Here is a 13,999-nt window from a genome sequence, read left to right as displayed (position 1 = left end):
GGGCGTGGTTTCCCACGCCCCTGGAGACTGTTAATTATTTCCAGCAGACAAGGCAGTAGTTTTTCTTACCGCGACGCAGCAGCGTATAGCGACCATACAGACGGTCACCGTCAACGAAGGTGTATTCCGGGTCGGCCTGTTTCTCACCGTTGATGGTGATCGCGTTCGACGCGATGGTTTTACGCGCCTGACCGCGCGAAGGCTGGAGCTCAGAGTCCACCAGCGCCTGCATCAGGTCAGCCCCTTTTTCCATCTCAACCATCGGCACGCCGTCCTGCGCCAGCTGTTCGAAGTCCGCTTCGCTCAGATCGCTCAGGGTACCGTTGAACAGGCTTGCGGTAATACGTTTTGCCGCGGCCAGACCTTCTTCGCCGTGAACCAGTTTGGTGACTTCGTCCGCCAGCACGTACTGGGCGCGCGGGGCTTTACCGCTGTTCTTGTCTTCTTCTTCCAGCGCGTTGATCTCTTCGATGTCCATAAAGGTGAAGAACTTCAGGAAGCGGTAAACATCGGCATCCGCCGTGTTGATCCAGAACTGGTAGAACTTGTACGGGCTGGTTTTCTTCGGATCGAGCCATACCGCGCCACCTTCGGTTTTACCAAATTTGGTGCCGTCGGCTTTGGTGATTAGCGGAACGGTCAGACCGAAGACCTGGTTCTGGTGCAGACGACGGGTCAGGTCGATACCGGAGGTGATGTTACCCCACTGATCGGAACCGCCAATCTGCAGGGAAACGCCGTGCAGTTTGTTCAGGCAGGCAAAGTCATAGCCCTGCAGCAGGTTGTAGGAGAACTCGGTAAAGGAGATACCCTGGTCGTCACGGTTCAGACGCTGCTTCACGGCCTCTTTGTTAATCATCTGGTTAACAGAGAAGTGCTTGCCGATGTCGCGCAGGAAGGTCAGCACGTTCATGCTGCCAAACCAGTCGTAGTTGTTCGCGGCAATGGCAGAGTTATCACCACAGTTGAAGTCGAGGAACGGTGCAACCTGTTTACGGATCTTATCCACCCACTCCTGCACGGTATCTTCGGTGTTCAGTTTACGCTCAGCGGCTTTAAAGCTTGGGTCACCAATCAGGCCGGTCGCGCCGCCCACCAGCGCAACAGGCTTATGGCCCGCCATCTGGAAGCGTTTCAGGCATAACAATGGAACAAGATGCCCCAAATGCAAGCTGTCAGCGGTGGGATCGAAGCCGCAATAGAGCGCGATCGGGCCTTGCGCCAGTCGCTCTGCTAACGCTTCCTCGTCCGTCACCTGGGCCACGAGGCCCCGCTCTTGCAATTGTTTAATCAAGTTACTGCTTGCCATCAAATTCTCCATGTATAAACGACTGCACCTTTGCCGGTACACGACTTTTCGCCTGATGCGAAAGGACCATAGAATAAAGCGCAAGCGCGGTGTGCGCTAGCGCTTAAATCAACAAATTTCGGGGATTACGGTGCCAGTCTGTCGATTTTCCAGCCGCCATTCTCGCGCTGGTATAAAAAGCGGTCATGCAGGCGATGTTCGCCCCCCTGCCAGAACTCCATCTGCTCAATCGGGATGCGGAACCCGCCCCAGAAGCTTGGCAGAGGAATTTCACCCTGCTGGAACTTCTGCTTCAGTTCCAGGAATTTACTTTCCAGCACGCCGCGGGCGGAAATGCGGCTCGACTGTTTTGATACCCAGGCGCCAATCTGGCTGTCACGCGGGCGGCTGTGGAAATACTTTACCACTTCCAGAGTTGAGAGGCGTTCCGCCTTGCCGGTGACCATTACCTGACGTTCCAGCATGTGCCAGGGGAACAGCAGGCTGATACGCGGATTGTTTTCTAAATGGTGCGCCTTGCGGCTGCCGAGGTTGGTATAGAACACCAGCCCTTTCTCGTCATAATGCTTGAGCAATACGATGCGCTGATACGGTTGGCCGTTTTCATCCACCGTCGCGACAACCATGGCGGTTGGGTCGGCGAGTTTCGCTTCGCAGGCCTGTTTCAGCCAGCGTTCAAAAAGCACGAGGGGTTCAGCGGGAAGATCCTGGCGACGCAGGCCGCCTTTAGTGTATTCACGGCGCAGATGCGCAATTTGCTGCAGTTCGTCGTTATCTGACATGGCGTTAGCTGACATTGAGAGTGGGTGGCGCTATTGTGCGCCGCCCCTGTAAAAATCTCAACGCTTCGGATTTTCGAGCTGACAATTGTTCAGCACAATGCGGTCGCGTTTGTAGACCGTGGCGCCGTCGCCTTTCGACCAGAAGACGTAGATACCGTCGGAATAACGTGCGCCGGAGGCTGACATCCCCTGCTTCAGCGTCAGCAATTTATTGTCGTAAACAAAACTGGCTTCCTGGCGTGGATTGTTGAGCTTCACAGTCAGCGGTTTTTCGTCGCAGCGATACTCCAGCGTATCGGTCTGCATGCGCTCAAGGAGCTGGTTATAGACGCTGCATCCTGACAGCAATAAAGGCGCGGCAATAAGAAGAAGTTTTTTCATGGGCGTATTCCGAAGACTTTCCTGGTCCTGAAGGGCATGGCTGCCCTCCTGTTTCGTCCCATTCTAACGACGACGCGCCGCGCTGAATTTCAGTTAACTCTGATTATGACGAGGATTTGCCGGGAAAATCGCCCCAAGGACGCTCGCCTCACGTGCACCGGTTACCGACGGCAAGTTGCCCGGCAGTCCGGCAATGGTGCGCCAGGCGAGCCAGGCGAAAGCCAGCGCCTCCATATCATCCCCGCTGATGCCGGCCTCATTGGTCGTGGTCACTTCTGTACCCGGCAGCAGCCCCGCAAGACGCGCCATCACCAGCGGGTTACGGCTTCCCCCGCCGCACACCAGCAGGCGCTCACAGCCGCCGCTGAGCAGAACCTGTTCGGAGATCGACACGGCCGTGAGTTCGGCAAGCGTCGCCTGGACATCCTGCGGTGCGAGCGCCGGGAATGACGCCAGCTGGCGCTCAAGCCAGCTAAAGTTGAAGTATTCACGCCCGGTACTTTTCGGTGCCGGTAAAGCAAAATACGGATCGCTCAGCATGGACTGCAGCAGCGGGATAATCACTTTCCCCCCGCTCGCCCACTCCGCGTTTTTATCATACGGTTGACCGCACTGACGCCAGATCCAGGCGTCCATTAACATATTGCCCGGGCCGGTATCGTAGCCGCGTACGGGCTGCCCAGGGATGAGCATCGACAGATTGGCAATCCCACCAATGTTGAGCACCATGCGCCGTTCTGAAGGGTGCGCCAGTAACGCCTGATGGAACGCGGGCACCAGCGGCGCGCCCTGCCCGCCAAGGGCGATATCGCGCCGACGGAAATCGCCAACCACCGTCACGCCCGTCTTCGCTACAATCTGGTTGTTATCACCGATTTGCAGGGTATGTGGGGCATCTCCGCCGGGTTCATGCCAGACCGTTTGTCCGTGACACCCGATGGCCACCACATCCTGCGGGCGAAGATGTTCTTTTTCCATCAAAGCCTGCACCGCATCCGCAAACAGCGCCCCCAGGCGGACATCAAGTTGTCCAAGCTGGGAGAGAGTCAGCTGTTGCCCCTGACAGATGCTCAGAATATCCTCTTTCAGTGAAATGGGGATTGGCCAGGTCAGGCTCGCCTGCTGCGCCACCATGTTTTCGTCAATGGCGGCCAGAACGACATCTACCCCATCCAGACTGGTGCCTGACATCACACCAATGTAGCGACCCGATTTCATGCGCTTTCCTTACGTTGCGTGGGCTAAGGATATCCACTCAACCATAAACGGCGCAGCTTTGCCATCCGGAGATAATATTTTTTAACAATGTCAGACGGGTTACGCGGGCGGATCCTGTTTATGTCTCGTTAAGTCAAATTCAAGTACAATTTTCTTATTGTTAGTGCAAAGATATGAACTATGGCCGCTTATGCCATATAATTTAGCCATAACGGATGCCCCCAATCGGGCGTTTTTGGTGAACAGGAGATTCAAATGATTTTACGTGTACTGGGCGTTTCGCTGATTGGTTTAACTCTGGCTGGCTGTGTGAATGACAGTTCACTTTCTGGCGACGTTTACAGCGCTTCTGAAGCGAAACAGGTTCAGAACGTGACTTACGGTACCGTTGTTAATGCACGCCCTGTACAGATCCAGGGTGGTGATGAAAACAACGTGATGGGCGCGATCGGCGGTGCCGTGCTGGGTGGTTTCCTGGGTAATACCGTTGGCGGCGGCACTGGCCGCTCTCTGGCGACGGCCGCAGGCGCCGTTGCGGGTGGTGTAGCTGGCCAGGGCGTTCAGGGTGCGATGAACAAAACCCAGGGCGTAGAGCTGGAAATTCGTAAAGACGACGGCAGCACGATCATGGTTGTCCAGAAACAAGGCAGCACCCGCTTCTCTGCAGGCCAGCGCGTTGTTCTGGCAAGCAACGGAAGTCAGGTGACCGTTTCTCCACGTTAATTAAAAATGGATGTGGTCATCAGGCCACATCCATTTACATTATTTATCACTCCCACAAATATATTTACAAAATACATTCACCCCATCCATTATTAACCTCGCCATATATTGTTTCTGCGCAAAGTATTTAGCGCGCTAATTGATTAAACTCTTCGCAATACCCTCACCTTAATTCATTATAAAGTCATTAAAGCCATATATGTTTGCGAATCATCGTTCTGTAAAAGGTCGTTATATCTCGTTCTGCCTGGGTTGCATTGCTGTTATCAGCATATTACACGCCCTGTTTTCAAAAATTGCCGAATGGGTTCCAACCTTTTCGTCTCACTTGTTCCCTACGCTCACCATATTTTTACTGGTGTTTGATCTTTTTATTGCCTGCTTTATGGCAATGAAATACTGGTGTGACCGAAAAAGGTTGTATCTGGTATCGCTTGCTTTTGCCTTTGCCGGGTCGGCATCGCTGATGGTCGGAACTCTGTGCAGCTTTCCCGCCTGGCTGGACCTCTATCAGTTCAACGCGGTGAACTACAACGATGCGATGATCTTCTATATGTTCCGCCATCTTATAATGGCGGTGTTAATAATCGTTTCGGCAATACTTTATACCACGCGCAATTGTCCCCTTTCACGGCCGGCGCATATCGCTATTGTGAGCGGCGAGTTTCTGTTTACCGTTTTTGCAGTAGGATTGGCCTGGATGTATTCCAGTCATTCTTCTTTTTTAACCATTGATCTTGTTGATAATGAAACCCGTGAGTTTATGGTTCTCTGGAGCCACTTCATTAATATTGCATTAATTGCACTCTGGGTGGTCACATTAGCCACGCTGATGTTTATTACGCGCATACGCAACTTATTCTGGGTGGGCGGTAATTTTCTGTGCGTCTGCTATATCGTCACGCTCTCAATGCTGTTAGTGGGTGGACATGTAGAAAATATCTCCTGGTATCGCGCCCGCTTATTTGAAACTGTCGCCACGCTGATAATCATTTTTGTTCTGCTCTATGATGTTTTCAGGCTGTATCGCGACTCACACGTTAAGTATCAGCAGTCCTACCAGAACTCCATTCGCGACCCGCTCACGCGCCTGTATAACCGCAGCTATTTTTATGAATCATTAAAGCAGGCGCTGGATATCGCCAAACCCAGCCGCCCGGTTTCCGTCATCGTCAGCGATCTCGATCGCTTCAAGCGTATCAACGACACCTACGGGCATCTTCAGGGCGATAAAGTCCTGCAGTTTGTCGCTAATCTGCTGATGGATTCCGTGCGCCCGCAGGACATCGCGGCGCGTATCGGTGGTGAGGAGTTTGTTCTGATGCTGGCCAACACCTCATCAGACGCGGCGTACCAGGTGGCGGAACGCATACGGTTAAATCTGAGCAGCTTCGATAACGCCAGCAGCGGCGGGCAACTGCCGGAGCCAATCACCATCAGCATGGGGGTGTATACGGCGACGTCTGCCGCGATAGCCGCAGAAACGTGCGTGGAAAATGCCGACAAAGCGATGTATGAAGCGAAGGAGACAGGCCGTAACCGCGTGGTCGTCTTTAAGTAAAAAAAAGGCCTTGCTGCTGCAAGGCCTTGTTGTTTGTCAGTCGCGCGACTGTAGCTCATGGATGTTTTGCTCAAGGCGCCCAATGAGGCTGATGAGCATTTCCAGCTCCGCCGGTGAAACGCCTGAGAGGATTTCACCGCGCGTCTTCGTAATCACGGCTTCCATTTCCGTGATGATAGGCGCCGCTTTCTCGGTGAGTTTAATCCGCTTGGCGCGACGATCGCTGGCGCAGGTTTGCCGCGAGATCAACCCCTTCTCTTCCAGCTGGTCAAGGGTGCGCACCAGCGACGGTTGCTCAATCCCTATCGCTTTTGCCAGTTGAATTTGCGACTGTTCGGGCGGCAGCTGATGAATGTTGTGCAGCGTGACCCAATGCGTCTGTGTGAGTTCCAGAGGTTTCAGGCGATGGTCAATCAGAGCACGCCAGACGCGTACCAACCTTGCCAGATCAGAACCTAATGGCGATTCCAATTTCATCTCCTTATAATTAGCTTGCTAAGTTATTATACTGATTTTAGAATAGTGTGCAGCATTTGTATTGCCAAAACAAATGCAATACTGCATTCATCGAACTTAAAAGTATGACTTACACTGAATCGTGATGCTTCATCATACTAAGACAAGCCAACGCGGCATTCTGTTCACTGCAAAGGATTTCTGCCCGTGACGTTTTTTCATCGCTCGGAGGGTTTACCCCTTCAGGACCTGATCTTCGGTGCGTCAGTCTACTTTCCTCCCCTGTTTAAGGCCGTTATGGTGGGCTTTATCCTCTGGCTCATCGCGCATCGTCTGCTTCGCGACTGGATGTACTCCGGCGAAATCTGGCATCCCATGCTGATGGATCTTTCCCTGTTTGCCCTTTCCGTATGCCTGGGCCTTGCCGTTTTGACTGCGTGGTGAATATGTCTCTGAAAACGCTAAAGTACTTTTCCACCCTGTTTGTCCTTGCCCTCGCGCTGGTTGCGGGATGGTGGATGTGGAATTTTTATATGCAGTCGCCCTGGACGCGTGACGGCAAAGTGCGCGCCGAGCAGGTCAGCATTACCCCTCAGGTATCAGGAAGTATTACGACGCTGTTGGTTAAGGATAACCAGTTCGTCAAAAAGGGAGACATTTTATTCCGCATCGACGACACCCCGTACCACATTGCGATCCTGAACGCTCAGGCGCAGCTGGCTAAAGCCCAGTCGGATCTGGCAAAGGCCAACAACGAGGCCAACCGCCGCCGCCACCTGTCGCAAAACTACATCTCAGCGGAAGATTTAGACACCGCCAACATCAACGTGAAGGCCATGCAGGCGAGCGTCAACGTGGCCGAAGCCACGCTGAAGCAGGCCCAGTGGGAGTTGACCCAAACGGTGATTACCGCGCCGGTTGACGGGTGGGTAACCAACCTTTCCGCTCGCGTTGGGAATTATGCAACCACGGGACAACCCGTTTTTGCCCTCGTCGACAGCCACTCCTTCTACGTGGTGGGCTATTTTGAAGAGACCAAACTTCGCCATATTCGCGAGGGATCGCCTGCAGTTATTACGCTTTACAGCGGCTCGCAGAAGTTACAGGGTCACGTATCCAGCATTGGCCGCGCCATTTACGATCAAAGCGTCGAAACGGATTCAGGACTGGTGCCGGACATAAAGCCGAACGTTCCCTGGGTGCGTCTGGCCCAGCGCGTTCCGGTTCGCGTGGAGTTTGACCGTTTACCGCAGGACATTACCCTGGTGTCCGGCACTACCTGCACTGTCTCCATCGGAAACCAGTGATGAAGCTGCAGGGTCTCTCCTGGCAAAACACGCCGTGGATGAAAGCGACGCGTACCCAGTGGCGCTACGCGCTACGTAACGGCATTGCCATGTGTCTTGCGCTGACTGTGGCTTATTACCTGAACCTGGATGAACCCTACTGGGCGATGACGTCTGCGGCGGTGGTCAGTTTTCCAACGGTCGGCGGGGTGATCAGTAAAAGCCTTGGCCGTATCGCAGGCAGCCTGCTGGGCGCCACCGCGGCGTTAATTATCGCCGGCCATACGCTGAACGATCCGTGGCTGTTCCTGCTGAGCATGGCCGCATGGCTGGGGTGCTGTACCTGGGCCTGCGCCCATTTTACCAATAACGTCGCCTACGCTTTCCAGCTTGCGGGCTATACCGCCGCCATTATCGCCTTTCCGGTGGTTAACGTGCTCGACACCACCGAGCTGTGGGATATTGCCCAGGCGCGCGTCTGTGAAGTGATTGTCGGGATCCTGAGCGGCGGCTTCATGATGATGATCCTCCCCAGCACGTCCGACGGCACCGCGCTCATCACCGCGCTAAAAACCATGCATACCCGGTTACTGGAGCACGCGAGCCTGCTGTGGCAACCGGATACCAGCGACGATATCCGCCTCGCGCATGAAAAGGTTATCGGGCAGATCCTGACCATGAATCTGTTGCGCATTCAGGCGTTCTGGAGCCACTACCGCTTTCGCCGCCAGAACACCCTGCTTAACTATCTGCTGCACCAGCAGCTGCGCATGACCAGCGCCATCTCCAGCCTGCGCCGGATGCTGCTCAACTGGCCGACGCCGCCTGAAAATACCCGAGCCGTGATTGAAACGCTGCTCGCGGCCCTTGCGCGCCCGGATGCGGACATCTATACCGTGGCGCGGATTATCGCTCCGCTCGCGCCGGCTGACGAGTACGACTACCGCCATCGCGCCTTCTGGCAGCGTCTGAACTACTTTTGCCGCCTGTACCTGCGCAGCAGCCGCTGGATTACGGCCGTCGAAAACGCAACCCCATTAACGGAGTTCAACGTCCCCGGCAGCCCGGCTCTTGCGCGCCATACCGACTATCTGGAAGCGCTGTGGAGCGGTTTTCGCACCTTCTGTGCGCTGATGCTGGTGGGGGCGTGGAGCATTACCACCCAGTGGGAGTCCGGTACGGCGGCCCTGACGCTTGCCGCCATCAGCTGCGTGCTTTACTCCGTTGCGGCCTCGCCGTTTAACTCGCTTACGCTGCTGCTGCGCACGCTGGTGCTGCTGTCGCTGTTCAGCTTCGTGGTGAAGTTTGGCCTGATGGTGCAGATAAGCGATCTGTGGCAGTTCCTGCTGTTACTGTTTCCCCTGTTGACCACCATGCAGCTTCTGAAGCTGCAAATGCCTAAGCTGGCGGGCCTCTGGGGCCAGCTGATTGTCTTTATGGGCTCGTTTATCTCCGTGACGAATCCACCGGTTTATGATTACGCCGATTTTCTCAATGATAACCTGGCGAAGATCCTTGGCGTGGGGCTGGCGTGGCTGGCTTTTGCGGTGTTGCGTCCCGGATCCGATGCACGCAAGAGCCGCAGGCATATTCGGGAGTTACGCAGAGGGTTTGTCGATCAGCTCAGCCGTAAACCGCATCTGAGTGAAAACGAGTATGAATCGCTGGTTTATCATCACGTCAGCCAGCTGAATAACAGCCAGGACGCGCTGTCCCGGCGCTGGCTGCTGCGCTGGGGCGTGGTGCTGTTGAACTGCTCGCACGTGGTCTGGCAGCTTCGCGCGTGGGAAACGCGTTCCGATCCGCTGTCGCAGGTTCGTGATGTTTGCATCTCCCTGCTGCGCGACGTAATGAGCGAGCGCGGTGTCCAGCAGCGGCCGCTGGAAGCCACGCTGAATGAACTGCAGCGGATCTGCGATACGCTTGCACAGCATCATCTGCCCGCAGCCCGAGATTTGGCCTCGATAATCTGGCGCCTGCACTGCTCGCTCTCGCAGCTGGAACAGGCACCGCCGCCGGGAACGATTGGGGATCAGATCACGCCGCACGCATAGCGTGCCCCGCCGCCGCCGAGCGGTTTAGGCCGATCGGACATATTGTCGCCGCCGACATGGATCATCAGCGCCTTGCCTTTCACCTCATCCAGCTTTTTCAGTCGCGGCGCGACAACAGGATCGGTGGCTTTACCGTCGTTATTGACCACCAGCACGGGCAGATCGCCCAGATGCCCCATTCCCTCCGGGCCTTCATGCTTGCCGGAATGCTGCGGATCGAGGTGCCCTCCTGCCGCTTCCGCCGCAGACGGTTTACCTTCTTTTAAAGCGGGCTGACAGCTGCCTTTGGCATGAACATGGAAACCATGTTCACCGGGAGGGAGGGCTTTGAGGTTGGGGGCGAACTCCAGCCCTTTATCGGTTTCAGTGATTTTTACCGTTCCGATGGACTGACCCACACCCTGTGGGGTGACGAGATTCATTTCCACTTCGTCGCTGGCTGCCTGCGCCCCTGCGCAAACAACCAGCGTGACCAGTGCCAGAGCAAAACGCTTCATAGTGACCTCCGCGGGTTATTTTTTGCCCCTTAAGTGTATACCAGGGGCAAAGATTTCACCGGAAAGCCACCTTCAGGCGGTTTATGGTACGTCGTAACCCAGCGCGGCCTTGCGGATGCGGAACCACTGCTGACGGGTCATCTGTAGCTCTTCAGCGGCCAGCGCAGAACGCGCGCGTTCAATTTTACCGGAACCGATAATGGGCAGCGGTTTTGACGGCAGGCGCAGGATCCACGCGTAAACCACCTGTTCGATGCTCTCCGCGTTCAGTTCACGGGCGATGGTTTCAAGCTCGTTGCGCAGCGGCTGGAATTCCTCATCATTAAACAGGCGTCCGCCTCCCAGGCATGACCACGCCATCGGGCGAATGCGCAGCTGCTGCAGCTGATCGAGCGTACCATCCAGCAGCAGCGGCTGGTGTACCGGGGAAATCTCAACCTGGTTGGTGGCCAGGGTAAACGGCAGACGGGACTGAAGCAGCGCAAACTGTGCCGGGGTAAAGTTTGACACGCCGAAGTGACGCACTTTCCCACTCTGGTGCAGGTTCAGGAAGGCTTCCGCCACCTCATCGGCATCCATCAGCGGGTCTGGGCGGTGGATTAACAGCAGGTCAATACGATCGGTCGCCAGATTGACCAGCGACTGCTCGGCGCTCTTGATGATATGCGCGCTGTCGGTGATGTAATGACCGAGGGCGTGTTCCGGTTTTGCCGTGGTGGCAATCCCGCACTTCGTGACGATCTCCATGCGATCGCGGAGTGCCGGAACCAGCTTAAGCGCCTCGCCGAACGCGGCCTCGCACTGGTAGCCACCGTAAATATCCGCATGATCGACCGTGGTGATGCCTAAATCGAGGTGCTCTTCAATAAAGCTCGCCAGCTGGAGGGGGGACATATTCCAGTCCATCAGGCGCCAGTAGCCCATGACAAAACGGGAGAATTCTGGCCCCTGGGGGGCAAGGGTAATTCGCTGAACCATAACATTTTCCTCAAGGACGTAATGTCATGAGTATACGCAATTACCGTGTTAAAAAAGTGAAGGTTGCTGCGGTTCTTCGGTCTCACCGGCTTTATTCGCGCGTATTTTGCGCAGAAGACGCTGTCGGCAGAGGCGTAACACGTCCTGCTTTTGCGTGTCGCTAAAGTTTTGCCAGTTGAAACGTTCATCGCGGGTACGCATACACCCGCGGCAATATCCGCGTTCATCGACCTGACAAATACCCCGGCACGGGCTCTGGATGGGGAAAAACTCCAGCTGCTCTGCCACGCTCACCTCCCGATAGCTCTTCTCACCTACAGTGAAGACGTTAATCGCGCCGCGTGCAAGGCCTGTATCACAGATTTGTGGCATTAAGGTTTCACTAATCTTCCCTCTCTATACTCGGCCCATCATGACAATAACGGGTTTACCGATCGATGTGGTTAAGCAGAAAGTTACAATGTAACGACATTAAATTTACTCTGGGCTGTGCACTCTTTTTTACTCTGCTGAACGGGCTGTTTATCCAGCGCAGCTGGGCCATTATCGGCGCAGTCCATCTGCACGACTTCCTCTTTGCCGCCTCCGTCCCGCTGGTGCTGTTTTGCGGCTGGGTGATTGTTTTTAGCCTGCTTAACATCCCGTATCTCCGCAAGCCGCTGCTGATCGTTTTAACGGTCGGATGCGCCGCGGCGACCTATTTCATGTATACCTACGGCGCGGTGATCGATCAGAACATGATTGTGAACGTGTTCGAAACCAACTCTCAGGAAGCGACCGCCCTGGTGACCCCGCAGATGATCCTGTGGATTGTCATAGCCGGCCTCGTTCCCTCCGTGGTGCTGGCGTTGACCCGCATTCGTACCGGAAAATGGTGGTACGCGCTGCTGACGCGCGTTGCCGCGATGCTCGGCGCCCTGCTGGTGATTATCCTGATTGCCGCGCTGTTTTATAAAGATTACGCGTCGCTGTTCCGCAATAACAAAAGCATCGTCAAAATGGTCACCCCGGCGAACTATGTCAGCGCCGTGGTGAAGTACAGCAAAATGCGCTGGTTTGCCGGCGATCAAACGCTGGTGCGCATTGGTGAAGATGCCCATAAAGGGTCACTGATTACCGGTCAACAAAAGAAAACCGTTCTGGTGCTTGTCGTTGGCGAAGCCTCTCGCGCGGCAAACTACTCCCTGAACGGTTACGAACGCGAAACCAACCCGGAGCTGAAAAAGCAGGACGTGATTAACTTCCCGCAGGCCTCCTCGTGTGGCACCGAAACCGCCGTTTCCGTTCCGTGCATGTTCTCCGGCATGACGCGCAGCAAATACGATGCCGACCTGGCTCACCATCGCGAGGGACTGCTCGATGTGCTGAAGCATGCGGGTATCAACCTGCTGTGGCGCGACAACGACGGTGGCTGTAAAGGCGCCTGCGATCGCGTGCCCCATACCGACATGACGCAGTGGAATCTGGATCAGTTCTGCAAAGACAAATCCTGTATTGATGATGTGAACTTCTACCGCCTGGACAACGTTCTGGACGGCGTGAAGCAGGACACGGTGCTGGTTATCCACCTGATGGGGAGTCATGGACCAGCGTACTATCATCGTTACCCGGACAATTTCCGTAAATTCACCCCCACCTGCGACACCAATGAAATTCAGGATTGCGACCATCAGGCGCTGATCAATACCTATGACAACACTGTCCTCTATACCGACAGCATGGTCAGCAAAACCATTGATGCGCTGAAAGCGCGCCAGTCGAGCATGAACACCGCGCTGATCTATCTCTCAGATCATGGTGAATCCTTAGGTGAAAGCGGTATTTATCTGCACGGTACGCCGTACATGCTGGCGCCGGAGCAGCAAACGCATATTCCGTTTATGTTCTGGCTGTCACCGGATTACGCGAAAAACTTTGGCATCAACGAACGGTGTTTGCGTGACCATGCAGCAAAAAATGCGGTTTCCCAGGACAATTTATTCTCAACCGTATTGGGTATGATGGACGTGAAATCAACGGTTTATCAACCGCAGCTGGATATACTGAGCGCATGTCGTCAGTAAACTCGCTTGCATTAGACCGAACGGTCTATTAGAGTGCGGCCATGAGCAGAAATACTGAACACGATACCCGCGAACATTTACTGGCAACCGGCGAGCGACTTTGCATGCATCGCGGGTTTACCGGTATGGGGTTGAGCGAGCTTTTAAAAACCGCTGAGGTACCGAAGGGGTCGTTTTATCACTACTTCCGGTCCAAAGAGGCTTTTGGCGTAGCGATGCTGGAGCGTCATTATGCTGGCTACCACCAGCGTCTGGCGACCCACTTTGCTTCGGGTGAAGGTAACTACCGGGATCGTGTTCTGAACTACTATCAGGAAACGCTGAACCAGTTCTGTCAGCAGGGCATTATCAGCGGATGCCTGACGGTCAAACTGTCTGCCGAAGTGTGCGATCTTTCCGAAGACATGCGCTCGGCGATGGATAAGGGTGCCCGCGGCGTAATCGCCCTGCTGGCGCAGGCGCTGGAAAAAGGCCGCGAAGAAAAAACGCTGGCCTTTTCTGGCGACCCCTTAATGCAGTCTCAGGTGCTCTACTCCCTCTGGTTAGGAGCCAACCTGCAGGCAAAAATTTCGCGCAGTGCCCTGCCGCTGGAAAGCGCGCTGGCACATGTGAAAAACAGTATTACTGCGCCAGACGTATAACGGGCGCTTTTTTATTTACCCTATTACTAGTCGACTGGTCTACTCAGGAG

Annotated in this window: 15 protein-coding genes; 7 read left to right on the top strand and 8 right to left on the bottom strand. The window is 54.9% G+C overall.

Features of this window, described 5'->3' with window-relative positions:
- Window positions 1–34: 34 nt before the first annotated feature.
- The 4 genes from tyrS to anmK form a co-directional block, all read right to left on the bottom strand.
- Complete coding sequence (gene tyrS / locus LA04_RS10070) at window positions 35–1,309, bottom strand: tyrosine--tRNA ligase (RefSeq protein WP_047648003.1); 1,275 nt, start codon at window positions 1,307–1,309, stop codon at window positions 35–37.
- A gap of 125 nt (window positions 1,310–1,434) precedes the next feature.
- Window positions 1,435–2,091, bottom strand: a complete 657-nt coding sequence (pdxH, locus tag LA04_RS10065; protein WP_024909355.1) for a pyridoxamine 5'-phosphate oxidase — start codon at window positions 2,089–2,091, stop codon at window positions 1,435–1,437.
- A gap of 57 nt (window positions 2,092–2,148) precedes the next feature.
- Window positions 2,149–2,472, bottom strand: coding sequence for a C-type lysozyme inhibitor (gene mliC / locus LA04_RS10060; RefSeq protein WP_047651424.1), 324 nt, complete (start codon window positions 2,470–2,472; stop codon window positions 2,149–2,151).
- A gap of 93 nt (window positions 2,473–2,565) precedes the next feature.
- Window positions 2,566–3,690: an anhydro-N-acetylmuramic acid kinase gene (gene anmK, locus LA04_RS10055; protein WP_047651423.1), complete on the bottom strand. Its 1,125-nt coding sequence runs from the start codon at window positions 3,688–3,690 to the stop codon at window positions 2,566–2,568.
- A gap of 255 nt (window positions 3,691–3,945) precedes the next feature.
- On the opposite strand from anmK, the gene slyB reads away from it, so the two are divergent.
- Entirely contained in the window at window positions 3,946–4,413 is a 468-nt protein-coding gene (gene slyB, locus LA04_RS10050; RefSeq protein WP_008500578.1) for an outer membrane lipoprotein SlyB, read from the top strand.
- Between the two features lie 199 nt (window positions 4,414–4,612).
- Window positions 4,613–5,974: a sensor domain-containing diguanylate cyclase gene (locus LA04_RS10045; RefSeq protein WP_047651422.1), complete on the top strand. Its 1,362-nt coding sequence runs from the start codon at window positions 4,613–4,615 to the stop codon at window positions 5,972–5,974.
- A 36-nt stretch (window positions 5,975–6,010) separates the two neighbouring features.
- On the opposite strand, the gene slyA is transcribed toward LA04_RS10045, so the two are convergent.
- The gene (gene slyA / locus LA04_RS10040; protein WP_033145325.1) at window positions 6,011–6,451 is read right to left on the bottom strand and encodes a transcriptional regulator SlyA; all 441 of its coding nucleotides are present in this window, start codon (window positions 6,449–6,451) and stop codon (window positions 6,011–6,013) included.
- A 186-nt stretch (window positions 6,452–6,637) separates the two neighbouring features.
- On the opposite strand from slyA, the gene LA04_RS10035 reads away from it, so the two are divergent.
- Genes LA04_RS10035 through LA04_RS10025 form a run of 3 tightly spaced genes read left to right on the top strand, consistent with a single transcriptional unit; the run spans window position 6,638 to window position 9,770 of the window.
- Window positions 6,638–6,874, top strand: a complete 237-nt coding sequence (locus LA04_RS10035; protein ID WP_047651421.1) for a DUF1656 domain-containing protein — start codon at window positions 6,638–6,640, stop codon at window positions 6,872–6,874.
- Window positions 6,875–6,876: 2 nt separating this feature from the next.
- Window positions 6,877–7,737, top strand: coding sequence for an efflux RND transporter periplasmic adaptor subunit (locus LA04_RS10030; RefSeq protein ID WP_047651420.1), 861 nt, complete (start codon window positions 6,877–6,879; stop codon window positions 7,735–7,737).
- On the top strand, window positions 7,737–9,770 hold the full coding sequence (locus LA04_RS10025) for an FUSC family protein (protein WP_047651419.1): 2,034 nt from the start codon (window positions 7,737–7,739) through the stop codon (window positions 9,768–9,770). Before LA04_RS10030 ends, LA04_RS10025 begins: the two co-directional genes overlap by 1 nt.
- Here LA04_RS10025 and sodC read toward each other — a convergent pair.
- The 3 genes from sodC to LA04_RS10010 all read right to left on the bottom strand — a co-directional run bounded on the left by sodC (window position 9,749) and on the right by LA04_RS10010 (window position 11,533).
- Window positions 9,749–10,267 carry a superoxide dismutase [Cu-Zn] SodC gene (gene sodC, locus LA04_RS10020; protein ID WP_047061660.1) on the bottom strand — a complete coding sequence of 173 codons (519 nt, stop codon included), beginning with the start codon at window positions 10,265–10,267 and terminating at the stop codon, window positions 9,749–9,751. The genes LA04_RS10025 and sodC overlap by 22 nt on opposite strands.
- A gap of 81 nt (window positions 10,268–10,348) precedes the next feature.
- Window positions 10,349–11,245 (bottom strand): aldo/keto reductase, encoded by an 897-nt coding sequence (locus tag LA04_RS10015; RefSeq protein ID WP_047651418.1) that lies wholly within the window; start codon window positions 11,243–11,245, stop codon window positions 10,349–10,351.
- A 48-nt stretch (window positions 11,246–11,293) separates the two neighbouring features.
- Complete coding sequence (locus LA04_RS10010) at window positions 11,294–11,533, bottom strand: DUF1289 domain-containing protein (protein WP_010430327.1); 240 nt, start codon at window positions 11,531–11,533, stop codon at window positions 11,294–11,296.
- Window positions 11,534–11,682: 149 nt separating this feature from the next.
- Here LA04_RS10010 and eptA point away from each other — a divergent pair, with 149 nt between their 5' ends.
- Together eptA and LA04_RS10000 are read left to right on the top strand one after the other, a co-directional pair.
- Window positions 11,683–13,308, top strand: coding sequence for a phosphoethanolamine transferase EptA (gene eptA, locus LA04_RS10005; protein WP_047651417.1), 1,626 nt, complete (start codon window positions 11,683–11,685; stop codon window positions 13,306–13,308).
- 41 nt (window positions 13,309–13,349) lie between these two features.
- Window positions 13,350–13,949, top strand: coding sequence for a TetR/AcrR family transcriptional regulator (locus LA04_RS10000; RefSeq protein ID WP_047651416.1), 600 nt, complete (start codon window positions 13,350–13,352; stop codon window positions 13,947–13,949).
- Window positions 13,950–13,999 lie beyond the last annotated feature (50 nt).

It is taken from the genome of Enterobacter sp. UCD-UG_FMILLET (genome assembly GCF_000762975.1).
Lineage (GTDB): Bacteria > Pseudomonadota > Gammaproteobacteria > Enterobacterales > Enterobacteriaceae > Enterobacter > Enterobacter dykesii.
This window is presented reverse-complemented; position numbering and strand designations above follow the sequence as displayed.

Bases quoted from the DNA above. Each gene is read 5' to 3' on its own strand.
- tyrS (WP_047648003.1), bottom strand. From the start codon at position 1,309: ATGGCAAGCAGTAACTTGATTAAACAATTGCAAGAGCGGGGCCTCGTG.
- pdxH (WP_024909355.1), bottom strand. From the start codon at position 2,091: ATGTCAGATAACGACGAACTGCAGCAAATTGCGCATCTGCGCCGTGAA.
- mliC (WP_047651424.1), bottom strand. From the start codon at position 2,472: ATGAAAAAACTTCTTCTTATTGCCGCGCCTTTATTGCTGTCAGGATGC.
- anmK (WP_047651423.1), bottom strand. From the start codon at position 3,690: ATGAAATCGGGTCGCTACATTGGTGTGATGTCAGGCACCAGTCTGGAT.
- slyB (WP_008500578.1), top strand. From the start codon at position 3,946: ATGATTTTACGTGTACTGGGCGTTTCGCTGATTGGTTTAACTCTGGCT.
- LA04_RS10045 (WP_047651422.1), top strand. From the start codon at position 4,613: ATGTTTGCGAATCATCGTTCTGTAAAAGGTCGTTATATCTCGTTCTGC.
- slyA (WP_033145325.1), bottom strand. From the start codon at position 6,451: ATGAAATTGGAATCGCCATTAGGTTCTGATCTGGCAAGGTTGGTACGC.
- LA04_RS10030 (WP_047651420.1), top strand. From the start codon at position 6,877: ATGTCTCTGAAAACGCTAAAGTACTTTTCCACCCTGTTTGTCCTTGCC.
- LA04_RS10025 (WP_047651419.1), top strand. From the start codon at position 7,737: ATGAAGCTGCAGGGTCTCTCCTGGCAAAACACGCCGTGGATGAAAGCG.
- sodC (WP_047061660.1), bottom strand. From the start codon at position 10,267: ATGAAGCGTTTTGCTCTGGCACTGGTCACGCTGGTTGTTTGCGCAGGG.
- LA04_RS10015 (WP_047651418.1), bottom strand. From the start codon at position 11,245: ATGGTTCAGCGAATTACCCTTGCCCCCCAGGGGCCAGAATTCTCCCGT.
- eptA (WP_047651417.1), top strand. From the start codon at position 11,683: ATGTGGTTAAGCAGAAAGTTACAATGTAACGACATTAAATTTACTCTG.
- LA04_RS10000 (WP_047651416.1), top strand. From the start codon at position 13,350: ATGAGCAGAAATACTGAACACGATACCCGCGAACATTTACTGGCAACC.